This window comes from Winogradskya consettensis, from assembly GCF_018332715.1.
GTDB lineage: Bacteria > Actinomycetota > Actinomycetes > Mycobacteriales > Micromonosporaceae > Actinoplanes > Actinoplanes consettensis.
Map to the genome: position 1 here is coordinate 328,913 of NZ_BOQP01000008.1, position 25,027 is coordinate 353,939.

The following is a 25,027-nucleotide window of genomic DNA, read 5'->3' on the forward strand; positions in this document are numbered from 1 at the left end:
CGATCGGCGCGGGCCTGAGCCCCCGGACACCTCCGGTCAGTCTTCCGCGGCGAGCTGAACCGGACGGGCACCCGGAGCCGTACCAATAGCATGCGGAACAAGAAGGTCTGCCCGCTCGCCGACGTGACGAGATTTCTGCGTCTGGACGGGCCCCCTCAGGGCGGTGACCTGCTGCTTCAGCGGGTGCTGAGGCGGATCAGAGCAGAGGCTTCGGGTACGCAACCCGAGCCCCGTCGCCCCTGAGGTGAACTGGCGGGCCCGTGGTCCGTTGTGTACTTGCATGTTGAACGACATCCGGGCGCTGACCCCCAGGATCCGCGAGCTGGCCCCGGGGATCGCCGCGACCGGCACTATTCCCGGCGCGCTGCATTCCCGGCTGGCCCGCACCGGAGTGTTCCGGCTCGCCGCGCCGCGTTGGGCGGGTGGGGTCGAGGCCGACCCGCTGGTCACCGCCGGGGTGCTCGAGGAGCTGGGCTGGGCGGACGGGTCGGTGGGCTGGTCGGTGATGGTCGGCGCGGTGGCGGGGCTGGCGCTCGGGTTCCTGCCGCAGGGGGTGACCGCGGAGCTCCTGGACGATCCGGGGCTGGCGATGGCGGTGGTCCCGGAGCCGGCCGGGCGGGCGATCGCGGTGCCGGGCGGGTTCCTGGTGAGCGGGCACTGGGCGGTCTCGGGCGGCGCCGAGCACGCGACGTGGCTGTCGGCCGGGTGTCTGATCGGCGGGGTGGCGGTGCGGCAGATGCTGTTGCCGGTGACGGCGGTGACGGTCCACCACGGCGAGCCGGCCGCGGGGCTGCGCGGGGCCGGGGCCCGGGAGTTCGACGTGGCGGGGCTCTTCGTGCCGCACACGCACTCGTACGCCCTGACCGACCAGCCCTCGGACCCCGGCTGGCTCTACACGTTCCCCACGAGGTCGCTGTTCGCGTTCGGCGTCGCCGCCGTGGCGCTGGGCATCGCGCGGGCCGCCATCGACGACGTCGCCGAACGGGTGCGGGACACCGCACTGGGGCGTGACTTCGCGGGGGTCGCGGTGGCGCGGGCGACGTCGTTGCGGGACGGCGGGTTCGCGTACCTGATGTCGGAGATGGCCGCGGAGGGCAGCGACGCCGTACGGCGGGCGAGGTTGCGGCTGGCGATCGCGTCCGCGGCGCAGAACGCCGCCCGCGCCGTCGACCTGGTCCACGACGCCGCCGGCAAGGCCGAGCTGGACCTCGGGGACACCCTGGACCGGCGCCTGGCCGACGTCCACGCGGCGGCCCGGCACGAGATGGTCAGCGACGACGTCGTAGCCGCCGCGGGCGCCGTGCTGGCAGGGGACGAGCACGCAGCCGCAGCGCTCTGAACCAAGGGGGACGAGCACGCCGCCGGGGCGCTCCGGACAGAGGGGGACGAGCACGCAGCCGGGGCGTTCCAGGAAAAGACGGTCCACTATCCTTCGGCGGTGTTCGCGCGCGGTGTGTCCCTCCTTGTCCTTCCCCTGCTGCTCGGTGGGTGTGTCGTGCCCGTGCTGGCTCCCGTCGCGCTGTCCGCCGCGCCGACCGCCCTCGTGTTCGATTACGAGGGGGAGAGCGCGGAGGAGGACACGATCAACCAGCTGCTGACGATCGACAACAACGGCACCGACACGTTCGCCCCGCTGCTGGAGCTGACCGCGATCGACTTCCTCGGCGCCGAGCTGCCGGACATCGAGGTGTCGACGATCTTCGGCAGCGACCGGGGTGAGCTGGTGACGCCGCCCGGCCCGAACGTCGACGTGCTGCGCTTCACCGGCGAGGACCTGACCCGCGTCGACGACGTGCGGGTCAAGGTGCTGCGCGCGCAGGTCGTCGAGCCGGTCGAGGTGGAGTTCGACCCGCAGACGGAGCTGCTGGACGACGACGGCGAGGAGGTCGGCCGCAACGAGCGGTTCTCCTGGGTGAGCGTCTACAACGACAACGACGTACCGATCAGGGTGCGGCTTGTCTACATCGTCTGGGATGTTCCCCCGCCGGGGCGCACCCAGCAGGCGATCGCGACGTTCCCGGTCCGCGGGCTGGTCACGGTCGGCGCGGGGGACTCCGAGATCGTCGGGCTCAACGGCAGCGCCGAGGCCGCCAACGCCAAGTACGCCGGGAAGCAGCCGACCAGCGTCAAGGCGTACTTTTCACGCTAGAGCGGTCTTGAGCGCCCGTAATGCGTAATGCGCGCGGGATTTGACCGTGCCGACCGGGAGGCCGAACTTCTCGGCGATCTCCTCGGTGCTGCTGCCGCGCAGGTAGACCTCGGACAGGATGTCGCGGTGGGCCGGGCTGAGCCGGTTGAACGCGTGCTTCATGGAGTGGGTGGCCAGCGCGGACGCGGTGGTGTCGTCGGCGCCGGGGATCCAGGTGAAGTCGACCAGGCCGATCTCGGTGGGCCGGGTGCGGCGCATCCGGACGGCGTCGATGACCAGCCGCCGGGCGACGGTGAACAGCCACCGCCGGGCGCTCTCCTCGTCGCGAGGCAGGGCGCCGATGTGCCGCCAGGCGCGCAGCATCGTCTCCTGCAGCAGGTCCTCGGCGGTGTGCCGTTCGCCGCGGGTCAGGACTAGCAGGTAGCGCATGACGTCGCGGGAGTGCCCGGCGTGCAGCGCGGTCATCCGGTCGTCCATTTCCCGGTAGTGCGTGGAGGGCATTTCCTGGTAGTGCGTGGACGGTTCCTGGACGCAGGTCACGACGATCCCCCCGTACTCGCGAAAGGCGGCGGCGGCACCGCGCGGCCCGAGCGTAGGGGGGTGCGCTGATATCTGACTTACACGCGACTGTCAAAGCAGTGTAATGACCATGGGCATTATTTTGACCACTGAAAGTGACGAAGGAATCGATCCCGAGCTATAAGTTTTATCACGAGCCCATCGTGGTCACCCGCTCGCGGAGCCGCCGGGACACGGGGGACTGTTCGTGGGCGAGCAGCGCGAGGGCCTCACCCCAGGCCTGACCGGCGGCCTCGACCTGCCCTGCGGCCGCCATGGCGTCGCCGGCTGCGGCGAGCGCGTCCGCGGCGGGGGCGTCGGCGTCCGCCTCGTGATAGAACCGCGCTGCCCGCCGCCACGAGCGCACCGCCTCCGGCAGATCCCCGGCCTGCGCGTGGGCACGGCCCAGCACCTGCCAGGCGTCGCCCAGCCCGGTGACGTCCTGGTAGCCCTCGAAGAGCCGCATCGCCTCGCGGGCCAGCCGCTCCGCCTCGGTGCCGCGGCCCAGCTCCGCGGTGCTCGCCGCGATCCCGGCCAGGGCGTCGGCGAGCAGCTTGTCGTCACCGGCCGCGCGGGCCGGGCCCACCAGTCCGGACAACTCGGCGATCGCCTCCTCGTGGCGGCCCTCCGCACGCCGGATCATCGCGAGGTTGAGCCGTGCTCGGCTGAGCTCCCCGGTCAGCCCCAGGCCGTCCAGCAGGTGCCGGGCCCGGTCCAGGTGCGCGGCGGCGTCGGGGAGGCGGCGCATCGAGTAGTGGGCGCCGGCGAGCGTACGGTGCATCCGGGCCTGACCCACCAGATCGCCGCCGGCCACCGCGGCCTGCAAGGCGGTCCGCGCCGTCGAGACCCAGTCCAGCCAGCGGCCGCTGCGCTCGAAGAACTGCTGCATCGCGATGGTGAGCTGCCACGCGTCGGCGTGCTCCCCACGCCGCCCGCCCCGCCGGACCAGCTCGGTCAGGGCGTGCTGCTCCGCGGCGAACCAGCGCATGGCGTCGCCCTGACCGGCGAACGCCAGCGGGGTCGCGCCGGGCCCGGGATCGCCGAGCGCCTGATACCCCGGGTAGGCGAGCAGTCGCCGGTGCGCGGCGTACGCGGTGGCGCGGTAGAAGCGGGCACAGGCGGCGGTCGCGGCGGTCCGGGCCTGCGGCGGGTCGTGCTTCTCGCTCAGCTCTGCCGCGTACGCCCGGAGCAGATCATGGGTCCGGAACCGCCCCGGCCGGTCCTCGGTGATCAGATGTGCCCGTTCGAGTTCGGCGATGAGGGCGCGCCCGGTCCGCAACGGCACCCCGGCGAGCCCGGCGGCGGCCGCGATCGACATGTCCGGCACGGGGTGCAGCGGCATCAGCCGGAACAGCCGCGCCGCCGGCTCGGACAGCGCCCGGTAGGACCAGGAGAAGACCGCGCGCAGATCGGTGTGCGGGTCGGTGCTGCCGAACCCGGCGAGGCTGCCGTGCGCGAGGGCGAGCTCCGCCGCGATCCGCCCGAGCGGCACCCCGGGATGCCCGGCCGCCCGCGCGCTGAGCACCGCGAGGGCCAGCGGCAACCGCCCGCATCCCTCGATGATCCGGGCCGCGGCGGCGGGTTCCCGCCCGACCCGCTCCGGGCCGAGTCGGCGTTCGAGGGCCTCGCGTGCCTCGGCGGCACCGGGCAGTCCCAGCGGCAGCGGGTGCGCGCCGGACGACGTGAGCAGGCCGGTGAGCTGGGTACGGCTGGTCACGATGACCAGGCAGCCGGGGGAGCCGGGCAGCAGGTGGCGCACCTGCTCGGTGTCGCGGCAGTTGTCGAGCACGATCAGCACCCGGCGCCCGGCGAGGGCGCTGCGGTAGAGCCCGGACCGGCCGTGCAGTTCGCCGGGGATCGCGTCCTGCGGCACGCCGAGCGAGCCCAGGAACCCGCGCAGCGCCTTGCCGGGGCTCAGGACGTCGTCGTGGCGGTCGAAACCGCGCAGGTCGGCGTAGAGCTGCCCGTCCGGGTAGTCGCCGGCCAGCTGGTGGGCGAGACGGACGGCCAGGGTGGTCTTGCCGACGCCCGGCATCCCGTCGATGGCCAGCACGGTCGTGGTGCCGCGGTCGGCACGCGCGACGATGCGGTGGGCGCGGGCGAGCGGGCCGGTGCGCCCGCTGAAGAACGGCGGGTCGGGCGGGAGCTGGGCGGGCCGGGCGGGCGGGGGTGCGGCGGTGACCCGCTCGTACGCCGCTCGCAGCTCGGGCCCGGGATCGGCCGCGGTGTGCAGGACCGCCGCCGCCTCGGCCTGCCTGCCGTCGGCCGCGTACGCGAGCAGCAGCCGCGCCTGCAGAGCCTGGTCGAGGGGATGGTCCCGGGCTGCCGCGGCCAGCAGGGGCAGGACGCGCCGCAGCTGACCGGTGGCATCGGCGAGGTCGCCGGCCTCGCGGGCGGCGCGGGCCCGCTCGGCCTCGACGGCGGCGAACGCGGGATGGGTCCGGCCGGGGGGTTCCAGCCCGGCGGCGCAGCGTCCGCGCCACAGGGCGAGTGCCTGCGAATACAGATCCAGCGACCGCTCCTGGCGTGCCCGCCCGGTGAGCTGACGGAAGTCCTCGAGGTCGAAAGTGGACCCGGCCGGGCTCAGCCGGTATCCCGACAGCCGGCTGCTGATGAAACTGCCGCCCGAACGCGCGGGCAGGCCCGGCTCGAGCAGCCGGCGCAGCGTGCCGACGTGCCGGTGCACGACGTTCGCGGCGCTGGCCGGGGCGGCACCGTCGTAGAGCAGCCCGATCAGGTCGTCCATCGGCACGGGCGAGCCGGCGCGGGCGAGCAGCAGGGCCAGGACGAGCCGCTGCTGACGGGCCCCGAGGTCCAGCCCGGTGCCGGCCCGCGTGACCGTCAGCGCACCGAGGAGGGAGAACTGGATCGCCATCGCCACCCACGGTAACCCTTCACGCGCTGGGGACGGTGGCGCGCCCGGCCAGCTCCGCGACCATCCCCGCCGAGGCGAGCCGGGCCGCTCCGGCGAGGACCGGATCCCCGGCCACGGCGCTGCCCACGATCCGCGGGGGAGTCGGCACCCGCCGGGCCACGGTCTCGCGGACCTCGTCGAGGAGTTCGTCCGACCTGGTCAGCGGGCGGCTCAGCACCACCAGCGCCGGGTCCGCCACCATGCAGACCAGCGTGATCGCGGAAAGGGTCCGCTCGTGGCCCTGCGGCAGCCCGGCCAGGTGCGGGAACATGCGGTGCACCGCCCCGGCGGCTCCGTGGCGCCCGGTGCGTGGCTTGCCGTCCAGCACCATGGTGACCCGCAGCGACGGGTCCGCCGAGACCAGGACGAAGTCGCCGCAATCACGCCCGGCACCGATCTCGGCCTCGGCGAGCGCGGCGAGGTGCGCGTTCGGGCGTACGCGTACCGATGATCCGATCAGCTCCGTGGCCCCGGCGGCGAGCCGCTCCGCCGTGCCCGCCGGCAGGTCCGAGGGAATCCCGACAACGACCTCCCGGACCCGCTCCGCTCCATCGCTGACCTGCGCGCACAGCCCGGCGATCCCCTCCGGCGAAAGATCACCGGCCACGGTCACCACCCGGCCGATCCCGTACGCGTCCACCCCGCGCGCCACCATCCGCAGCCCGTCGGCGTGCACCGTCACGAACCCGGCCCGCGGCACCCGGAAGACCCGCGGCTTGGGCCCCTTGGCGACCCGCCGCCGGGCCACCTCCTCGATCGCCCCGGCGGCGGTCAGCGCATTGAGCAGCTTGTTCGCCGTGACCACGGACATCCCGACGGTCTCGGCCACCTCCCGCACCGTGAGCATCCCGCCGTCGCTGATGGCACCGATCGCCCCGGCCGCCAGGCTCCGCCGCATCTCCTTGTTCGTCTCGATCCACCGGGTGTTCCCGCCGGCACGCTTCACCAGATCGCTCACACCAAGCTCCGACGGCGAAAACCCCCGTCAGGTTCAGCCGCTGTCGCGTCTCTCACGTCCACTACTTCCCGTAGCGTCACGAGTACGCGTACCGTTTCCATCGCATTCAGGGGGAATTGTCATGCACCGCCGCCTGCCCGTCCTGGCCGCTCTCTCCACCGCCTTCTTCGCGCACGGAGCGGCCGTGGTCGTCGCGCCCGCCGTCGCCGCCGCACCCGCACCTGTCTGCGGCTCGGTCATCGCCGACTGGGAAACCCTCGGTCTCGCCGCGTTGTACACCGGCAGGGCCACCGGGCAGTTGACGGCCGGCGACGTCGGCATCGTGCTGGTCGCCGGCCGGGGCACCACCACGGCGGCGGACAACACCTCGCTCAACCTGACCGCCGCCGAGGCGCGAATCGCGGGATACCGCTACGCCAACCAGCCGGTCCTGCTCATCCATGGCGCCGACGTGGACTGGTCACTGCGGCTCCCGGTCTGCGCCGACCGGCTGGCGCCGGCCCGGGTCACCGCTGCCCAGGTCGACATCCAGCCGTCCGGCCAGGGCGCACCCGCCGCGACCGGCGGGGTGACCCGGCGGCTCTAGATGCCGCCCTCCTCGAGGATGTTGTAGCGGGACATGATCGCGGCGCGGCGGGAGTGGTTGACCGTGCGGACGCGGCGGGCGATGAAGAACACGTCGAGGAGGGTCCAGATGCCGAGCCCGCCGAGCGTGAAGAGCATCGCGATGGAGCGTGCGGTGTCGCCGAGGTAGAAGCGGTGGCCGCCGAGGATGCCGACGACGCACCACAGCCCGTACGCGATGCGCTTGTCCTTCTTCACCGAGTCGTACTCGGCCTCGGCGCGCTGCACCCGGATCTTCTCCCACTTCGGCAGCGCGGCCGGCCCCAGGCTCATCGGCGTAACGATAGCCCGCCCATCGCGGCTTCGAACTCGGTCCGGTCCCGCACCCTGATCTCCCCGCCGCCGCCCCCGCCGGTGGTGGCGGCGACCGCGATCTCACCGACCTGATCGGCGGTGACGTCGCCCGAATCGGCCACCCGGGTGCGTACCGGCCCGAGCACCAGCGTGAACGCCCGTTTCTGCTCGGCCCGCAGCACCTCGGTCATCATCGACAGTGCCGCCTGCTCCATGCTCACGAGCCCGCTGCCGGGGATCGGGGTGAAGGCCGAAGTGCCGACGATCAGGGTGTACGCCCCCAGCGCGCTCAGCCGCGGCACCGTGGCCCGCATGACAGCCATGTGTGTCGTCGCGAGCCCGACGAAGGCGGTCTGCCAGTCGGCTTCGTCGATCTCCCACAGCTTCTTCCCGGCCCACCAGCCCCCGATCGGCGCGACCACGTCGTCGATGCCCCCGAGCCGTCGCTCCATCTCGGCGGCGAGCCCCTCGGCCCCGGCGAACGTCGTGTAGTCGTGGACCACGAGGTGCAGCCGATCGGTGGCCGCCGAGCCCAGGACCTGCCGGAACTCGTCCGCCCGCTGCGGGGTGCGGGTCGGCACGACGACGTCCGCGCCGGCGTTCAGGAACGCGCGGACGATCCCCTCGCCCACGGCGCCGGTGCCGCCGGGACGAGAACCCGGCGGCCGTTGCTGCTGCTGGTCATGATGACTCCGTTGTTTGTTGGTTGTGCCAACGTTGGCTTGGACAACATAGCTTCTTTCTGTTGGCCTGACCAACGGTCGAGGATGTGGCACGGCCGACAGTGAACTCAGGGGCCCGGGCGACGTCTGTGCGGGTGTGGCGGCCGTCGTCCCCCGTTCGGCGGCCGTCACCACGTGGTTGCGGGGCGCGGTGTGATCACTGGCACGCTTATTTCGGCGGTGATCTCTGAATAGTCTTCGCGTCGTGGCGTTGTATCAGCATGTGAGAAAGATCTGGGTTCCGCACAAGTCCGGGCTGCCCTACTTCGAGGGTCTGCCCGCGGACGTCGTGGTGGAGGTGGCGGACGATCCCGCACTTCTGCCGTCGTCCACGGCAGGCGTCGAGTTCTGGGTGCCGACGTTCCTCAACCAGCTCTCGCTGCGGGGGCTGATCGGTGAGCTGCCCGATCTGCGGGTGATCCAGCTGCCGAGCGCCGGTTCGGACGCGTGGGCCGGGATCGTGCCGGCCGGGGTGACGCTGGCCGACGCGCGGGGCGCGCACGACTCCGCCACCGCGGAGTGGGTGATCACCGCGATCCTGGCGAGCCTGCGGAACTTCCCGGCGTTCCAGCGGGCCCAGCACGCGCGGCAATGGGCGCACGACTGGCTGACGCCGACGCGGGAGCTGCGGGGCAGGCGCGTGCTGATCATCGGGGCCGGCAACATCGGCACCGCGGTCGCGCGCCGGCTCGAGGCCTTCGAGGTGGAGCTGACGCTGGTCGCCCGGACGGCCCGGCCGGGGACCGGGGTGCGGGGGACCGCCGAGCTCCCCGGGCTGCTGCCGGAGGCGGACGTCGTGGTGCTGCTGACGCCGTTGAACGACGAGACCCGTGGCCTGGTGGACGCGGAGTTCCTCGCTGCCCTGCCCGACGACGCCCTGGTGGTGAACGCGGCGCGGGGCCCGGTCGTCGACTCGAAGGCGCTCTACGCCGAGCTCAGCTCCGGGCGGATCTCCGCGGCCCTCGACGTCACCGACCCCGAGCCGCTGCCGTCGGACGATCCGCTGTGGACCCTGCCGAACGTTCTGATCACCCCGCACTCGGGGGCGATCACCGAGGGGCTGCAGGATCGGGTCTACCGCCTCGCCGCCGCCCAGGCCCGCCGCCACTTCACCGGTGAGCCGCTGATCAATCAGGTCGTGAAATAAGGCAACAGCACGATCACGATCGTCGCTGCGGATCAACGGGTGAGGCTGCAGCGGCGTTCAAGCCTCTATAGTCCCCTTCGCGGTACGGGGGCCGAAGGGGAGAACGCGACATGAGTCTGGTGGTGCGGCGAGCGGGTGCCGCGCGCTCGCTGCTGGCCGCCGCGGGCGGGCTGGCGTTGATCGCGACGCTGCTGCTCACGGGGCTGGTCGCGTACAGCCGCGAGGTCGTCGGGGCCGGCGTCAACGGCGCTCTGGACGCCGCGGCGCCGCAGGAGAGCTCGGTGCTGGTCCGTGGCTCCGCGGGCAGGACCACATCGGACCTGGCCGCACGCGACCGCGCGGTGCGGGAGCGGCTCGGGGCGGCTCTCGGCGGGCGGCCGGTCAGCGTCTACTCCGCCGGGTACGGTGCCGGCCGCGCCCTGTCCGGGAAGACCGGCGACGCCGTGCCGGACTCGGGTGGCATCGTCTACGCGTCGGTGATGTTCCTGCAGGGGCTCCCGGAGCACGCCGTGCTGAGCGGAGGCGCGTGGCCCGAGCCGGGGGCGTCGCCGGTGCAGACCGCCGTGGGGGAGGGCGCCGCCCGGGTCCTCGGGCTCGCGGCCGGTGACCGCGTCCCGGTGACCGACCGGGTGAGCGGGAAGGTCACCACGCTGGTGGTCAGCGGGGTCTGGCGGCCGAGGGACGCCAGGGATCCCTTCTGGCAGCTGGCTCCCGACGTCGCCGGCGGTGTGGCGCCGAGTTCCGCGACGTACGGCCCGCTGGTCGTCGATCACGCCGACTTCGACCGCGGCTTCGCCCGCAACGCCTCCGCCGCGTGGCTCGCCGACGTCCAGCTCGCCGGGGGTGGCGTCGCCGGGGCGCGGCAGGCCGCGGCGGCCATCGCAGCCGAGCGCGCCGACCTGCCCGCCGCGACCGGCCTGGGCAGCTCCGGGAGCGTGCAGAGCAGCCTCGGCGATCTCGCGGGCCGGCTGGCCCGCGCGGACCTCGTCGGCCGGTCCACCCTGGTCACCCCGATCCTGCTGATCAGCGTGCTGAGCGGGCTCGCGCTGGTGCTGGTCGCGGTCCTGCTCACGGATTCCCGGCGCAGCGAGTCGGCGCTGCTGCGGGCCCGGGGTGCCACGTCGTGGCAGCTCGCCGGGCTGACCGCGGGCGAGGCCGTCGCGGTGGTGCTGCCCGCCGTGCTGGTGTCGCCGCCGCTGGCCGCCGCGGCCGTGCACCTCGCGGGCACCCGGGGCTGGTTCGGCCTGTCCGGGCCGGTGGGCTGGCAGGCGTACCCGGGACTGTGGCTGGTCGCCTTTGTCGCCGGGGCCGGCTGCGCCCTCGCGATCACCGTGCCCGTGCTGCGCGGCGGCACCTACACCGAGGACATGGTCGCCCAGTCGCGGCCCACCCGGCGTGGTGTGATCCAGCGTGCCGGGGCCGACCTGCTGCTCCTGATCGTCGCCGTGCTCGGCTGGCTGCAGCTGCGGCAGTATTCGTCGCCGCTGTCCTCCGGGGTGGGCGGCTCGCTCGGCATCGACCCGCTGCTGGCCGCCGCCCCGACCCTCGGCATCCTCGCCGGGGCGGTGCTCGCCCTGCGCCTGCTCGCCCCCGCTGCCCGGCTCGCCGAGCGGCTCCTCGGGCGCCGCGAGCGGTTCGCGCCGCTGTTCGGCATGTGGCAGGCCGGTCGCCGGCCGCACGCCGGGCCGGTGCTGCTGCTCGCGCTGGCCGTCGCCGCGGGCACGGTCGGCTGGTGCCTCGCGGGGACCGCCGGGCGTTCCGTGACCGACCAGGCCGACCACGGTGTCGGCGCGGACCTGCGGCTGGAGGAGATCGCCGGGGCTGCGCCCGAAAGCCGCGCCGGGAAGCTCGCGGCGCTGCCCGGCGTCACCGCGGTGCTGCCGGCCTGGCGGGAGACCGTCCAGAGCAGCGCCGACGACGGCGCGGTCGAGCTGATCGCGCTCGACGCCGCCGCGGCCCGGGGCACGCTGCGCGTACGCAGCGATCTCTACGACGGCGGAGCCGGCGCCCTCGGCACGGCCCTGGCCGCGGCCCGCAGCACCCCGCCCCTGGTGGACCTGCCCGCCGGGAAACGGCTGACCGGCACGCTCGCGGTCACGGGCGGGCTCGGCGTCCCGTCGCTGTCCGCGGTCGTGCTCGACGCCTCCGGCGCCCAGTCCACCCTCCCGCTGACCAGTGGCAGGTTCAGCGCGGCGCTCCCGGCGCCCAGCGGGTTGAAGCTGGCCGGGTTCATCGTGGACACCGACGCGTTCTACGGCTCGGCGCTCGAGTTCGCGCTGACCGGTCTCGCGGTCGACGCCAGCCCGGTCGCGCCCGACGACGGGTGGTCGGCCGTCGGGCGGATCCCGTCGGTCGGCAGTTCCGAGGTCACCGGCACCACGTTCACGCTGGGCGTCAGCGCGGCCGACTCGGGGCGCACGAAGTTCGCGATCGTCCGCCCGCTCCTGGCCCAGCCGGTGCCGGTGCCGGTGGTGGCGACGCCCGACGCGCAGCGCCGGCTGCGACTCAGCAGTCACGGGAGCACGACCCTGCGGATCGCCGGCGCCGACGTGCCGGTGCGGCTGGCCGGCAGCATCGTCGCGGTGCCCGGCTCCGAGCAGGGTGCCGCGATGCTCGTCGACCTGCCGTCCCTGCAGGCGTTCCTGCTGCACAAGGCCGGGCTGGTCCATCAGACGCAGGAGTGGTGGCTGGGGGTCGCAGCGGGCACCCATGACGAGGCCGCGAGCGACGCGGCCGCGCTCGGAGGCCTGCGGGTCCTGGACCGGCGGGCCATCGCCTCGGCCTCGGCCACCGACGCGTACGGCGTGGGCGGGCGCACCGCACTGTTCGCCGCCGCCCTCGGGGCCCTGCTCCTCGCCGCCGCCGGGATCCTCGTCGACGTGCGCACGACCACCCGGCGGCGCATCAACGAACTCGCCGTCCTGCACACCCTCGGCGCCGGGCCGCGCACGCTGGCCCGCTCGCTGATGACCGAGCAGGCGTTCCTCGCCGGGATCGGGGTGCTGGCCGGGCTCGCCGTCGGGATCGGCGTGGCCGCCGCGATGGCGCCGCTGCTCATCCTCACCCCGCAGGGCGCCAGACCGGTGCCACCGCCGTTCCTGGTCGTCGACTGGTGGCGGGCCGGGGGCACCGCGGCGCTGCTGCTCCTGCTCGCGCTCGGGCTCAGTGCCCTGGCCGGCTCGACCCTGCGCCGCCGGCTCGCCGCCACCCGCATGCACCTGGGAGCCGACCGATGAGGACGACGTTGCGCCGGGTCCGGGCGTATTCCGGGCACCTCGGGCTGCTAGCCGTTCTCGCGCTGGTCGGGGCGCTGCTGGTCAGCGGCGTGCCGCGGCTGGAGAACGAGTACACCGACCGTGGCCTGCGCGCCGACGTGGCCGGGCTGCCGTGGAGCACCCGGGACCTCGTGTTCACCGCGTCGTCCGGGCTCGTCGCGAAGACCCCGCCACAGACCGCCCGCGGACAGCTCAGCGGGTACGAGAAACGCCTGCCCGCGCCGATACCGGGCCTGGTCGAGGACCGCTGGTTCGCCGCCGAGTCCGCGCTGCGCGGCGCGTTCATCTCCGGTCCGGCGCCGTTCACCGGCAACTGCCGCCCCTCGCTGCGGGTCGTCGACCAGTCCGGTGCGGCTTCCGCCGTACGCGTGGTCGAGGGCCGGGCACCCGCCTCCCGCGGCGTCGCCGAGACCATGGTCTCGCGCGACGGCGCCCGGCTCGGGGGCCTGCGGGTCGGCTCGGCGCTGACCATCGGCGCCGACGACGGCGTCCGCACCCCGCTGCGTGTCGTCGGCATCTACGAGCCCCTCGACGCCGCGGCCGCGCGCTGGGAGCCACTCGCGAGCCAGCGCCTCATCTGCCCGGTTCCCGACGACGGGTTCACCTTCGACGTCGCGCTGCTCACCGACGACCCGGGGGTCACCCTGCTCGGGCAGGGCGCCGGGCCGCTCGCGTACTCGTGGCGGTACCGCCTCGCCCCGGACCGCCTCGACGCGTCGGTCGTCGCACCGCTCACCACGGCCGTGATCAACGCCCGGCGTGCCCCGGTCGATCCAGATCTGAAGCTGAACAGCACCCTGGACGCCGAGCTCAGCGAGTTCACCGCGCGGCAGCGATCCGCCCGGGCGACCGTGGCGGTTGTCGAGTCCGGCCTGGTCGCCACCGTCCTCGGCCTGATCGTCCTCGCCGCGCTGCTGATGACCGACCGGCGCCGTGAGGAGTACGCGCTCCTCAGCGCCCGTGGCGGGACAGCACGCCGCGCGGCCCTGCGGACCCTCGCCGAGACCGCCCTCGTCACGGTCCCCGCGGTGCTGCTCGGCTGGCTCGCCGCCACCCTGCTGCCCGGCCGCGCCCCCGCCACGGAGGCGCGGCTGCTCGCCGTGGTCCTCGTCATCGCCGCCGGCGTGGCACCCCTGCTCGCTGCCCGCTCGCGCCCCCGCCCCGGCCGGACGTCGCCGCGTCCCGGTCCGCGCCGGCTCGCCGCGGAGGTGTTCCTGGTGCTGCTGGCCGGGCTCGGGGTGGTGCTCCTGCGGCGTCGCGGCCTGCAGGACGAGGTCGACCCGTTCCTGGTCGTCGTGCCGGTGCTGCTCGGGGCGGCGGCGGCGCTGGTCGTCGTACGTCTGCTGCCCTGGCCCCTGCGCCAGGCCGGCAGGCTGGCGGCACGCGGCCGCGGCCTGGTCGGCTTCCTCGGCCTGGCCCGCGCGGGCCGCAGCGCCCCGCTGTCGGCCGGCCCGGTCGCCGTGCTCATCGTCGCCGCCGCGACCGGGGTCTTCACCGCCGCCGTCAGCACGACCATCGGCGACGCCCGCGACCAGGCCAGCTCGCAGCTCGTACCCGCCGACGCGACGGTCACCGGCTTCGGCTTCGCCCCCGACACCGACAAGCTGCTCACCGCGGTGCCCGGCGTGCGGGCGGCGGTCCCGATGCTGATCGGCTCCGGCGTCACGGTCGTCCCCGCCAAAGGCATGCAGACCCAGGCCCAACTGCTCGTCGTCGACGGCAGCCGCAGCACCCACTTCCCCGCCGCCCTGTCCGCGAAGGCGGGCACCGGCCCGATCCCCGTCGTGGTCTCGCCGGCCATCGCCGCGAAGGTCGGCGCCGGCGGCAGGATCATCATCCAGGGCCGCCGGTACGACTTCCGCGTCGACGAGGTCGCCGGCTCCATGCCCGGCCTCGACATCGGGGCCCGCGAGTTCATCGCGGTGCCCTGGGCGGCCCTGCCCGTCCCGGACTTCGACCCGCTCGTGCCGACCCGCTACCTGATCACCGGCGACGGCTTCGACCCGGAAGCCGTCCGCGTGGCCGCCAACGCCGGTCAGCGCGAGTACTACCTCGGCCTGCTCAATCGCACGATCAACGCCGGCGCCACCGAGGTGACCGACGAGCAGCTGCCCCGGCTCGCCACCGTGCGGACCTGGCAGCAGGAACGCCGCTCGCTCGACGAGAGCGGCGTCAACGCCCTGCTCAGCTTCGTGTTCACGGCGGGAGCGGCCGGTTCGGTGCTGCTGGCGCTGCTCGCGGTCGGGCTGGCGGTGCTGTCCGACGCCCCCGGCCGCGGTCAGGCGCTGTCGCGGCTGCGTACCCTCGGCGTCTCCCGGCGTCAGGGCCGCAACCTGCTGCTGCTCGAGCTGGCACCGCTGCTGGCGGTGGCGTTCGTCGCCGGCACCCTCGTCGGCTGGGCCCTGCCCCGGCTGATCGGGGCGTCGCTCGGCCTGGACGCCTTCACCGCGGGCATCCCCGCGGTCGTCGGCCTCAACCCCTGGCTGCTGCTGCAGGCGCTCGGCCTGCTCCTGGCCGGCCTGATCACCGCAGTGGCGGTGGAGACCACGGCACACCGCCGGATGCGCCTCGGCGAATCTCTGCGACTCGGGGAGGACAACTGATGTCAGATCTGGCGGAGTTGCAGCGGCGGGCAGCGGAACGGGCAGCGGCCCGCGCCGGTGGCACCGACCGGCTGCGCGGGCACCTCGTCTGCGACGGGCTGGTCCGCATCTTCAAGACCGAGGGCGTCGAGGTGGTCGCCCTGCAGGGCCTCGACCTGGTCGTCGACCGGGGCGAGCTGCTCGCGGTGGTCGGCGCCTCGGGCTCCGGCAAGTCCACGATGCTCAACATCCTCTCCGGGCTCGACGTCCCCACCGCCGGCATCGCCCGGGTGGCGGGCTTCGACCTGCTCACCATGAACGCGAAGCGCCGTCTGCGGTACCGGCGCAAGATCGTCGGTTTCGTCTGGCAGCAGACGGCCCGCAACCTGCTGCCGTACCTCACGGCCAAGGAGAACGTCGAACTCCCGATGACGCTGTCCGGCGGGAAGTCGCGGGACCGGGCGATGAATCTGCTGGAGATGGTCGGCGTCGCGCACTGCGCGGACCGCCGGCCCGACCAGATGAGCGGCGGCGAGCAGCAGCGCACGGCGGTGGCGGTCGCGGTCGCCAACGACCCGGAGGTGCTGTTCGCCGACGAGCCGACCGGTGAGCTCGACGAGGCCACCGCGTCCGACGTCTTCGGCGCGCTGCGCACCATCAACGCCGAGCTCGGTGTCACCATCGTCGTGGTCACCCACGACCATGCCGTCGCGGACCAGGTCCGTCGCACCGTCGCGATCCGGGACGGCAGAACGGCCTCCGAGGTACGCCGCAGCGCCCGCACCGGCGCCGACGGCGCGGAGGAGATCGTCTCCCAGGAGTACGCCGTCCTCGACCGCGCCGGCCGGATGCAGCTCCCCGCCGGCTTCGTCGACTCCCTCGCACTGCGCGACCGGGTCAAGCTGACCCTCGAATCCGACCACGTCCAGGTGAGGCCCGGCGATGAGTGACCAGCTGATCGAGGTCAAGGACCTCAACCGCGACTACGGTACGGGCGACCGCGCCGTCCACGCGGTCCGGGACGTCTCCTTCACCACGGGCCGCGGCGAGCTCGTCGCCGTCCGGGGACGCTCCGGGGCGGGCAAGACGACCCTGCTCAACATGATCGGCGGCCTGGACCGGCCGACGCGGGGCACGGTGCTCGTGGACGGGCACGACGTGTCCGCGGCGGGGGAGGACGAGTTGCTGGGCCTGCGGCGTACGACCATCGGCTTCGTCTTTCAGTCCTTCGGCCTGATCCCCATCCTGTCGGCGGCCGAGAACGTGAGCGTGCCCCTGCGCCTGGCCGGCCGCGCCACCGCCGACCGTGAGGAACGGGTCTCGCTGCTGCTGGAGCTGGTCGGCCTGGGCGGCCAGGCCAACCAGCGGCCCTACGAACTGTCCGGCGGCCAGCAGCAGCGGGTCGCGGTGGCCCGGGCCCTGGCCAACGACCCGCCGCTGCTGATCGCCGACGAACCCACCGGCCAGCTCGACTCCGACACCGGCCGCGCCATCATGGACCTGCTCCGCGCCCTGGTCGACGCCCGCGGCATGACCGCCCTGGTCGCCACGCACGACGCCTCCCTGATGGACCGCGCCGACCGCGTCCTCACCCTGCGCGACGGGCGCCTCGAACCCTGATCCGCGTCACCCGGCTGCCGCCGGCCGCGGTCGGGCCGGTTTCCCGACGGCGCAGACCGGCGCGGTGCCGGCGGTCCGGCACGCCACCCGCTGCTCGACCTCGGGCCCTGCCACCCCACCCGGCAGGCTGCGCAGCATGAGGATCGCCTTGGCCGCGGTGACCTGCCCGGTGCGGAAGTCGATCCGGCCCGAGGTGCCGTCGAAGGCGACCTCGTGCAGCCCGGTCCAGACGGTCTGCGGGGTCACCGGCACATCGGCGTCGGTCCCCGTCGGCTCCCGCAGGTATTCCACGGCCCGAACGATCGCCATGACGGAGTCGTACGACAGGGGCGCGTGCCCGTCGAGCGACGGCTGGCTCAACTCGGCGCAGCTCATCGCGAAGTAGTTCGGCTGCCCGGGAAACGTCTCCTGCACCGTGGCGGCGAGGTCGCGCCGGGCGCTGTCCAGGTCGACGGTGCCGGGCCCGTTCGCGCACTGCTCGGCCCCGAGCGCGAAACTGACGAAGTCGAACGACACGGTGTTCTGCAGGTTGCGCCGGGGGACGTCCGCGACGTACTCGGAGATGTCGTCGCCCGCGATGATCTGCGGGAGTCTCGCCCTGTCGGTGCCGCAGGCCGCGCCGAGCCCGGTGACGAACTGCTCGAAGTCCTCGGACCGGCCGGCGAACACGACGATCCCCGGATAGCCGCAGAAGGTGCCGCCCACCTTCCTCGGTTCGGCGGTCCCGTCGAGGGTCGTCGCGGCGCTGATGGGCTGGATCGCCCGGTCACCGTCCGTGGCGAACCCGTGCTCCCCGAGGCTGCGGGTGAGGTCCCCCGCGAGGCTCACGGCGTACGTGTCGTCGGGGTCCGCGGACCGCACCAGCCGGTAGCGCCGGGGAAGGTCACCGCCCGCCGGTCGCAGCATGTCGGCGTAGCCCGCCACGAAGTCGGCCTGCCGCCGGTTGTCCGGCGCCACCTGGAAGTACATCGGGGTCAGCTCGTCGAGCACGTCGGCGGAGAGCGTCGCGGCGACCATCGGGATGCCGTACGCCGACAGCGCCCTGATGGTCCGCTGGGTCGCCGCCCGGCTCTGGTCGAGGCCCACCACACCCGCGACGGTGCGGTCGGTCTCCGCGATGGTGTGCAGGATCCGGGCCACCTCCGGGCCGTGGCGCATGTCGTTGCCGGCGTTGCCGACCAGCACCCGGACGATCGGCGAGTCGTTGCCGGCCAGCTGCAGCTGACGCAGCTGCGCGGCGGCGATCCCCTCGAGCTCCTCGCGGCGGGAGATCAGCGTGGCGTCCGGCGCCCCCGGTCTGCTCAGGATCCCGATGAAGGCCACGCTGATCAGGGGCCGACCGGACGTCTCCCGCTTCGCCTCGGCGAGCCGGTTCAGCCAACCGATCTTGCTGAGCACGTCGCTGGTCCGTGCGGCGCCGGGCTGGAACGCATGGCCCGTCGCGCTGACCCCGATGCACTCACCGTCGATCGTGGTGAGATTCGCGGCGTCCGGGTCCTGGTCGCCCAGCCCGCAGTGCGCCGCGCTGAAGGCGGCGACACCCGCGGACCATCTCCGGTAGGCCAGTCCCGCGGGTACGCCGATGAGCAGCATCATCACCGTGAGCACCACCCACGTCCGCGACCACAGCGGCGCCCGGTCGACGCCCAGCGGCGGCGTCACCCCCAGGGCCTCCCCGCCGGTCCCGCGGGCAGGGCCGCCCGGCCGCGGGGGCACCGCCAGCGTCATGAACCAGGCGTTGTGGATCCGGGCCCGGCTGTCGGCCACGATCCGGTAGCCCCATCGGCGGTAGACGGTCGCGGTGTCGGCAGCCGGTGCGGTCACCCCCGCGACCAGCGGGGCATCCTCGCCCTTCGCGATGACCAGCAGCGGGTCGAACAGGCCCGTGTCGTTGCGGACGTCGTTGATCAGTTGCAGCAGCCGGCAGCCACCGTTCGCGGCGGTGACCCCGTCGAGCAGCACCACCGCGTACGCCGTGTGCCGGGCACCGGACGGATGCCACAACCGGCGCCGGTACGCCGCCCGCAGGTCCGCGAGGAACGCGTTCACGAGCAGGCGCAGCAGCTGCTCCGGGTCCTCCTCCCCGCGGGCAGCGGCGGTGAGCCGCTCCGCGAAGCCGATGAACGAGCCCGGGTCGTGCGGGGCGAGGTGCGGCTGGCGGCGCGCCCAGCGGTATTCGGCACCGGTCCACGCGATCCGCCCGGAGGCCTTCATCGGGAACCACAGCGGCCGGAAATACCGCACGGCCACCCAGACGACCAGAGCCACCCATTGATTCGGTACGCGGTCCGCGAGCTCGGCCAGCGGATCCCCACCGGTCCCGGCGGCGTCCGACGACTGGCCCCGGGAGGCGTCGCGGTCCCGCAGCCCGCGCAGCAGCACGGGGCGCGCGTTGTCCTGCTCGACGTCGACGTCCTGGTTCATCAGCCAGTTCAGCAGCCAGAGCCGCTGGAACAGAATCTGCCCCTGACCGCTGTTGGCACCCTTCGACAGCTTCCGCGACAGCTCGACGAGGACCCTGCGGACGTCGTCGACGTCCTGCATCGTCGGCGGAGCCGTGTCGTGGTTCCCGGTGCCGGGGTTCTCGTAGCCGTACAGGGCATGCGGTATCACGGCCCGGCGCGATCCCGCCTGATCGCCCCCGCGAAGATAGCGGTCCACGGCCTGCAGCAGGCTGCCCTGGTCGTCGGGCCGCACCAGGCACAGCAGCGGAATGCCCGCGCGGCCCTTCGGGCGGCCACCGGACACCGGGATCTCCCCGAACCGTGGCCGGCGAACCAGGGACCTGATGCATTCCATCAGCGGAAGAATCGCGTCGGACCGATCGGAGTCTGCCATCGCTCGCCCGTCACTCGGCACACCGGACGCTCCGGTGCGCGAAGACGTCAAGCTAGGCCACGGCATCCCCGCGACCCGCCCCTGAAACGGGCCAAAATCCCCGGTGCGGCGACGTTCACCCCTACGCGTTCCCCCGAACCGGGCTCAGGAGGGCCGGAACGGACCGCGCAGCGCCGCCCACTGCAGCAACATGATTGTCTTGGCGTCGTTGATGCGCCCGTCGTAGGTCATGTCCAGCGCCTCGGCGAAGGGCAGCTCGACCACCGTGATGTCCTCGCCCTCGTCGGCCAGCCCGCCGCCCGCGGTGAGCCGCGTGTCCGGGGTGTACGGCGCCGCGTAGAAATGCAGGCGTTCGGTCACCGAGCCGGGACTCATGTAGACGTCGAACACGTGCTCGATCTCGCCGATGGTGATGCCCAGCTCCTCCGTGGCCTCGCGGCGGATGGCGTCCTCGGGGCTGTCCTCGTCGAGCAGCCCCGCCGCCGTCTCGAGCAGCAGTCCGTCGGGGTGACCGTTCACGTAGACCGGGTAGCGGAACTGCCGAGCGAGCAGCACGGTGCCGCGTTCCGCGTCGTAGGGGAGCAGGGTCGCTCCGTTGCCGCGGTCGTAGGTCTCGCGCTGCTGCCGCGACCAGGTGCCGTCGGGACTGCGGTAGTCGTACGTCGTACGCCGCAGGACGTGCCAGGCCGTGGCCAGGAGCTCGACGTCGTGAATGACCACATCAGGGTTGCCCTCGAGATCCCGTCCGGTCCGGTCGAGACCGGTGCGGCCGCGGGCGTCGGGCACGTCGATACCGGGTCTGCTGCTCATGATCACCGAGGCTAGTGCACGGTCACCCGGCGGCTTCACCCCCGACAAACGGGTCCGTCGTGTGCGAGGCGTTCGAGATAATCGTGGAACACGCCGTAGGCTGAGGGCTATCGCGGAGGTGGACGTTGGCTGCAGAACCGGACGACGCCAAACGCTTCGACGACATCGTCAACAACCTCCACCAGGAGGACCCCGGCTTCACCTCGGCCTTCCAGCCCGAACGCCGCCCGCCCGGCCGCGTACCGTTGCTGATCGGCATCGCCCTGTGCCTCGTCGCCCTCGCCATGCTCTCCTTCGGCGGCGTCAAGGGCGCGGTCCTCTCGGTCTTCCCCTGGCTCATCGGCATGGGCTTCGTCCTCAAGGGCCGAGGCTGACCACAGCCGCTGCGACCCTCTCCAGTTGGTCGCGCTGGGCTCGTAGATCGAGCGCGCCGAGACGGAAAACGATATGACGAGCACCCGCGGCGGCGTAGCGGGCCAGCGCCGCGCGGACCTGGTCGGCGGAGCCTGTGACGACGGCCTGGATCTTCTCGAGGTCGGCGAGGGGTACGCCGTAGGTGGCGGTGGCGTACTTCTCCATGGTTCTCCGGCCGCGGGCGGCGTCGTCATCGATCAGCACGGTTACGAACAGTGCGGGTGTGATCGCCTCGGGGGCGCGGCCGTTGTCCGCGGCGGCCCTGTGTACCTGCGCGAGGCCGGAGGCGTAGTCGTCGGGGTCCGGCGGGTAGGGCAACCAGCCGTCGTAGCGGGAGCCGGTGCGGGCGAGGGCCGCCGGTGTCGCGCCGCCGAGCCAGATCGGCGGTCCGCCGGCACGGAACGGGCGTGTTGCGGGTGGGAGGGCGTCGTGCCGGAAGAATTCGCCGTGGAAACTGGCGGCACCGGCCCACAGCGCGCGCCAGAGCTCGACCGTCTCGTCCAGCCGGGCGAACCGCCGTGCCCAGGGCACCTCGGACAGCTCGTACTGCGGCTTCCCGAAGCGCCCCGGAAAACCCGCGCCCACCGCGACGGTCAGCCGCCCGCCGGAGAGCAGATCGATCGACGCCAGCGCCTGCGCCACCTGCAGCGGCCTGCGCAGGAACGGCAACAGCGCGCCCGTACCCAGCATTGCGGTGGTGGTGACCGGGGCGAGCGCGGCCAGCATCGTGAGCGTTTCGATGCGCGGGCTGAGCAGGGAATCGTTGACGAACAGGGAGGAGAAGCCCAGGCGCTCGGCGGTTTGGCCGAAAGCGATCAGGTCGCGGGGGTCGCCGTGGGTCGAGCCGGTCGCAAGCAGTACACCGATGTCCACGCCGATGATGGTCGCCGGGCGTGCGTACACCCGGCAATTCCCTCGAAGGTATAGCCGGGATGCCCTGGCTGCGGCTACAAACGGGCCATGGACTTTCCCCGCGCGCTGCGGGCCCGGCGTGCCGACCGCCGGGTCAGCCAGCTCGAGCTCGCCTCGCGGGCCGGCACCACGCAGCGCCACCTGAGCTACATCGAGGCCGGCCGGTCCCATCCCGGTCGCGCCATGGTGGTCCGCCTGGCCGAATCGCTGAACCTGACCCTGCGCGAACGCAACGAGCTGCTCCTGACCGCCGGGTACGCCCCCGCTTACCCGGAGACCGCATTGGACGCCGCGGCGCTGGCCCCGGTGCGCACCGCGCTCGGCCACATCCTCGCCGGCCACGAGCCCTATCCGGCCCTGGTCACCGATGGCACGGGCACCCTGATCGCCGCGAACGCCTCGTTCGGCGTGCTCACGTCCGGCGCATCGGCGGAGCTGACAGGCCCCGGCTGCAACGTCTACCGTCTCGCGTTGCATCCGGCCGGGATCGCGCCCCGTATCCGCAACCTGCCCGAATGGGGACGCCACATCCTGGACAGGCTCGGGCACCTGGCGGAGCTTCGCGACGAGCTTTCCGCGTACGTTCCCGATCTGGAGCCGTCGGCAGCCCACCTGGGTTTCGCGGTCCCGCTCCACCTCGGCTCGCCCCTCGGTGAGCTGCACCTGATCACCACCGTGACAACCTTCGCGACCGCCACCGACATCACCCTCTCGGAGCTCAAACTCGAAGCATTTCTGCCCGCCGACGCCGCCACCGCCGCAGCCCTGCACACCCGCCCCGGCCGGTAGCAAATCCCGCGACAGGATCGTGGGCAGCGGCCACACTGTCCTCGTGCCGGAACCGGGTGAGCAGGAGTATCTGCGTCAGGTCGAGTTACTCGCCCGCGAGGTGGTCGCCGCGGCGCACGACGAGGGGTGGCTGACGTACGCGGAAGACCCGGGGGAGGCCAGTGGGCTGCAGCGGCGGGTGAACGAGCTGGCGAGTACCCTGCGTCATCGGCATTTCGAGGGTGACGGTTGCGCTGAGAGTGACCGGCCCGTGCTGACCCTCGGTGGTGCCGCGTTGATCGTGCCGGGTGGGAACTATCGTGCCGGCTGTGACCTGCTCGGGGTCGAAGCGCGGGAGGAGGGCTGGGCGCTCTGGTACACCTGGGACGACAAGGACCATGCCCACACGATGGTGACCACCGCCCTGGAGACCACCCGCGGCCTGCTGGACAACTGGGCACAGGGCCGCGATGTCCATACTGTCCAGCCCGCACGCAGCCAGATCCGCGCCGTCCGGCGAGGATGGATCGGGCCGGTCACCCTGTCGCCCGGCTACGCCGCCACCAAAGGACTCGGCGGATGGTGACGATGCAGGGCCGGCCGCAGTGGTGGGGGAGTGCGTCCACGTTGCTCGGCACGTGGTCAGCCGGGCAGGCGGAGGTCCAGGATGCGGCCGAGTTGCGACAGGGCGCGCAGGTTGAGCCCGGTGGGGACGAGGCGCTTGGTGAGGATGTCGCCCCGATCGGTGATCGGGTTCTCGGCGTGGACCACCGCCCCGGATCGGGCCACGAAAGCGTCGGCCGCCTGCCCGGAGGCGTTCCGGTTGTTGCTGCCGCGAAAGAGCCACCACCCGGACAAGGACGTCGACGGCCGTCCGAGGGTGATGACCTGGGTGCCCGGTGGAAGGTTGCGCCGGGCGGCGTCGGCCGCGACCCATCTGCCGACGATCGCTGAATCCCAGGGTACGGTTTCCTGGCTGTACGGATGCGCCTCGGCGGCCGGCTCCCGGAACGTCATCGGTTTCCGGAAGTCCAGGTAGGGGCAGAGTCGCGAGACGAGTGGATAGACCTCGTCCCCCGTTATGCCGTCGAGCCACATCGCGACCTGCAGCAGTCGTTCGATCGGATCGATGGTCGTCAGCTTGGTCCCGATCTGCCGTTCCCGGGCCAGCGCGGCGGACCGCGCGTGCTGAGCACCGGCGCCCGTGCACCCCCGGCACCATCCGCCGGAGAGGCCCACGCAGTCGGCACACCGATATTGGCCGCACTGGCCGCAGACGGTGCTGGCAAGTTGGCCGCATCCGCACGTGGCGATGGGCTCGGTCGACGGATCGTAATACCGCTCGGTGCAGACGCCGACAGGTGTCATCATCGGCACGACCCGACCCGGACCGACCAGGGTCGGGATCTGAGCCAACACCGTGGCCCCGCATTCGAAAAGCCCGGGGAGGACACGGACCCGAGTGCCGTTCGGATGGCCCCTACCGCATCCCATGGTCCGACTATGGCAGCGTCCCGCACCGGACCGCTACGGGAAATGGACAGCTCGGTCCGGCTTCACCCGCCAACGGTGCGCCGCCGGGGGTCACCGGGCCAGGGTGCCGATCCACTCCCTGAGCAGCACGGCCTCCGCCGGGCTGAATCCGGCCTTCACCACCGGGTCGCCGGCATGGGCGTCGTTGCCCTCACCGATCGCCGCCAGGAGGGCCAGGGCCTGCCCGGCGATGGTCGGCCCGTCACCGGTCGGTCCGGTGTCGCTGACGATCGAGGCGATCACCGTGTCGCAGAGGCCGACCAGCGAGGCCGGGTCACGTTCGCTCTCGGGCTGCGAGAGCAGCAGCAGCACGGCACCGGTCGTGGACGCCTCGATGTGCCGCGCGGCTGTCTCGACCGGGACGCGTAGCCGGCCCTGTTGCCGGGCCCGCTCGAGCATCCGGCGAAGGATCTGCCCGTTCTCCTGCGCTGCGGCCGGGCGCCGGCCCGGGCGCAGGTTGCCGTACATCAGCGCGTAGAACGCGGGGTTCTGCAGCCCGAACTCGACGTGGATGTCCCACCCGCGGCGAATGTCGTCGATCGCGTCCGCGCTGGGTTCCAGAGCCCGCTTCCCGGCCAGGTAGCTCTCGAAGACGTAGCTGGCCAGGGCGTCGAGCAGGCCGTCCTTGTCGCCGAACAGGCGGTACAACGTCGGCGTCTGCACCCCGGCTGCGATGGCGACCGCCCGGGTCGAGATGGCAGCGGGACCTTGCTCCCGGAGCAGGTCGGCGGCAGCCTGCAGGATGCGCGCGCTCTGCTCGCTGCGGTCGGTGGTGGCGACGGTCTCGGTTCTCACAGCTGGCATGTGACGATGATAACGCCATCGTGTTGACGATGGTATTAACGCTGTAAACAGTTTAGCGTTGCCATCATCAACAGGGCCTGTACCCGACCACGATCGGGACCTCGT

Annotated in this window: 21 protein-coding genes; 11 read left to right on the plus strand and 10 right to left on the minus strand. The window is 73.0% G+C overall.

The genetic code is table 11. The features are described from left to right. The first annotated feature begins 280 nt into the window (after positions 1 to 280). Together Aco04nite_RS10045 and Aco04nite_RS10050 are read left to right on the plus strand one after the other, a co-directional pair. Positions 281 to 1,339 carry an acyl-CoA dehydrogenase family protein gene (locus Aco04nite_RS10045; protein WP_212996919.1) on the plus strand — a complete coding sequence of 353 codons (1,059 nt, stop codon included), beginning with the start codon at positions 281 to 283 and terminating at the stop codon, positions 1,337 to 1,339. 99 nt (positions 1,340 to 1,438) lie between these two features. Beyond that, a complete protein-coding gene (locus Aco04nite_RS10050; RefSeq protein ID WP_212996920.1) occupies positions 1,439 to 2,149 on the plus strand; it encodes a hypothetical protein in 711 nt (236 codons plus the stop codon). Here the strand turns inward: Aco04nite_RS10050 and Aco04nite_RS10055 are convergent. The 3 genes from Aco04nite_RS10055 to Aco04nite_RS10065 form a co-directional block, all read right to left on the minus strand. Next, positions 2,141 to 2,689, minus strand: coding sequence for a sigma-70 family RNA polymerase sigma factor (locus Aco04nite_RS10055; RefSeq protein WP_212996921.1), 549 nt, complete (start codon positions 2,687 to 2,689; stop codon positions 2,141 to 2,143). The genes Aco04nite_RS10050 and Aco04nite_RS10055 overlap by 9 nt on opposite strands. 169 nt (positions 2,690 to 2,858) lie before the next feature. Next, complete coding sequence (locus Aco04nite_RS10060; RefSeq protein ID WP_212996922.1) at positions 2,859 to 5,582, minus strand: ATP-binding protein; 2,724 nt, start codon at positions 5,580 to 5,582, stop codon at positions 2,859 to 2,861. 19 nt (positions 5,583 to 5,601) lie between these two features. Further along, positions 5,602 to 6,579, minus strand: a complete 978-nt coding sequence (locus Aco04nite_RS10065; protein WP_212996923.1) for a hypothetical protein — start codon at positions 6,577 to 6,579, stop codon at positions 5,602 to 5,604. A gap of 121 nt (positions 6,580 to 6,700) precedes the next feature. On the opposite strand from Aco04nite_RS10065, the gene Aco04nite_RS10070 reads away from it, so the two are divergent. Beyond that, positions 6,701 to 7,165, plus strand: a complete 465-nt coding sequence (locus Aco04nite_RS10070; protein WP_212996924.1) for a hypothetical protein — start codon at positions 6,701 to 6,703, stop codon at positions 7,163 to 7,165. Here the strand turns inward: Aco04nite_RS10070 and Aco04nite_RS10075 are convergent. Both Aco04nite_RS10075 and Aco04nite_RS10080 read right to left on the minus strand, forming a co-directional pair. After that, positions 7,162 to 7,476, minus strand: a complete 315-nt coding sequence (locus Aco04nite_RS10075; RefSeq protein WP_244875863.1) for a TM2 domain-containing protein — start codon at positions 7,474 to 7,476, stop codon at positions 7,162 to 7,164. The genes Aco04nite_RS10070 and Aco04nite_RS10075 overlap by 4 nt on opposite strands. Further along, the gene (locus Aco04nite_RS10080) at positions 7,473 to 8,354 is read right to left on the minus strand and encodes an SDR family NAD(P)-dependent oxidoreductase (protein WP_308161630.1); all 882 of its coding nucleotides are present in this window, start codon (positions 8,352 to 8,354) and stop codon (positions 7,473 to 7,475) included. Before Aco04nite_RS10080 ends, Aco04nite_RS10075 begins: the two co-directional genes overlap by 4 nt. A gap of 88 nt (positions 8,355 to 8,442) precedes the next feature. Here Aco04nite_RS10080 and Aco04nite_RS10085 point away from each other — a divergent pair, with 88 nt between their 5' ends. The 5 genes from Aco04nite_RS10085 to Aco04nite_RS10105 all read left to right on the plus strand — a co-directional run bounded on the left by Aco04nite_RS10085 (position 8,443) and on the right by Aco04nite_RS10105 (position 16,843). Further along, positions 8,443 to 9,366 carry a 2-hydroxyacid dehydrogenase gene (locus tag Aco04nite_RS10085; protein WP_212996926.1) on the plus strand — a complete coding sequence of 308 codons (924 nt, stop codon included), beginning with the start codon at positions 8,443 to 8,445 and terminating at the stop codon, positions 9,364 to 9,366. Between the two features lie 110 nt (positions 9,367 to 9,476). Next, a complete protein-coding gene (locus Aco04nite_RS10090) occupies positions 9,477 to 12,602 on the plus strand; it encodes an FtsX-like permease family protein (RefSeq protein WP_212996927.1) in 3,126 nt (1,041 codons plus the stop codon). Next, the gene (locus Aco04nite_RS10095; RefSeq protein WP_212996928.1) at positions 12,599 to 15,244 is read left to right on the plus strand and encodes an FtsX-like permease family protein; all 2,646 of its coding nucleotides are present in this window, start codon (positions 12,599 to 12,601) and stop codon (positions 15,242 to 15,244) included. The genes Aco04nite_RS10090 and Aco04nite_RS10095 overlap by 4 nt, the downstream gene beginning before the upstream one ends. Beyond that, positions 15,244 to 16,173, plus strand: a complete 930-nt coding sequence (locus tag Aco04nite_RS10100) for an ABC transporter ATP-binding protein (protein ID WP_212996929.1) — start codon at positions 15,244 to 15,246, stop codon at positions 16,171 to 16,173. The genes Aco04nite_RS10095 and Aco04nite_RS10100 overlap by 1 nt, the downstream gene beginning before the upstream one ends. After that, positions 16,166 to 16,843, plus strand: coding sequence for an ABC transporter ATP-binding protein (locus Aco04nite_RS10105; RefSeq protein ID WP_212996930.1), 678 nt, complete (start codon positions 16,166 to 16,168; stop codon positions 16,841 to 16,843). The genes Aco04nite_RS10100 and Aco04nite_RS10105 overlap by 8 nt, the downstream gene beginning before the upstream one ends. Positions 16,844 to 16,849: 6 nt before the next feature. On the opposite strand, the gene Aco04nite_RS10110 is transcribed toward Aco04nite_RS10105, so the two are convergent. Both Aco04nite_RS10110 and Aco04nite_RS10115 read right to left on the minus strand, forming a co-directional pair. Next, on the minus strand, positions 16,850 to 19,642 hold the full coding sequence (locus Aco04nite_RS10110; RefSeq protein WP_212996931.1) for a type 1 periplasmic-binding domain-containing protein: 2,793 nt from the start codon (positions 19,640 to 19,642) through the stop codon (positions 16,850 to 16,852). A gap of 183 nt (positions 19,643 to 19,825) precedes the next feature. Beyond that, entirely contained in the window at positions 19,826 to 20,491 is a 666-nt protein-coding gene (locus Aco04nite_RS10115; RefSeq protein ID WP_212996932.1) for an NUDIX domain-containing protein, read from the minus strand. Positions 20,492 to 20,616: 125 nt separating this feature from the next. On the opposite strand from Aco04nite_RS10115, the gene Aco04nite_RS10120 reads away from it, so the two are divergent. Next, complete coding sequence (locus tag Aco04nite_RS10120; protein ID WP_212996933.1) at positions 20,617 to 20,865, plus strand: DUF3040 domain-containing protein; 249 nt, start codon at positions 20,617 to 20,619, stop codon at positions 20,863 to 20,865. On the opposite strand, the gene Aco04nite_RS10125 is transcribed toward Aco04nite_RS10120, so the two are convergent. Beyond that, the gene (locus tag Aco04nite_RS10125) at positions 20,849 to 21,808 is read right to left on the minus strand and encodes an LLM class flavin-dependent oxidoreductase (RefSeq protein WP_212996934.1); all 960 of its coding nucleotides are present in this window, start codon (positions 21,806 to 21,808) and stop codon (positions 20,849 to 20,851) included. The genes Aco04nite_RS10120 and Aco04nite_RS10125 overlap by 17 nt on opposite strands. 57 nt (positions 21,809 to 21,865) lie before the next feature. On the opposite strand from Aco04nite_RS10125, the gene Aco04nite_RS10130 reads away from it, so the two are divergent. Next, a complete protein-coding gene (locus Aco04nite_RS10130) occupies positions 21,866 to 22,606 on the plus strand; it encodes a helix-turn-helix domain-containing protein (protein ID WP_212996935.1) in 741 nt (246 codons plus the stop codon). Positions 22,607 to 22,649: 43 nt separating this feature from the next. Next, positions 22,650 to 23,171, plus strand: coding sequence for a hypothetical protein (locus Aco04nite_RS10135; protein ID WP_212996936.1), 522 nt, complete (start codon positions 22,650 to 22,652; stop codon positions 23,169 to 23,171). Between the two features lie 56 nt (positions 23,172 to 23,227). Here Aco04nite_RS10135 and Aco04nite_RS10140 read toward each other — a convergent pair whose 3' ends face one another. Then, positions 23,228 to 23,956: a hypothetical protein gene (locus Aco04nite_RS10140; protein ID WP_212996937.1), complete on the minus strand. Its 729-nt coding sequence runs from the start codon at positions 23,954 to 23,956 to the stop codon at positions 23,228 to 23,230. Positions 23,957 to 24,169: 213 nt separating this feature from the next. After that, positions 24,170 to 24,922, minus strand: a complete 753-nt coding sequence (locus Aco04nite_RS10145) for a TetR/AcrR family transcriptional regulator (RefSeq protein WP_212996938.1) — start codon at positions 24,920 to 24,922, stop codon at positions 24,170 to 24,172. Positions 24,923 to 25,027: the final 105 nt, after the last annotated feature.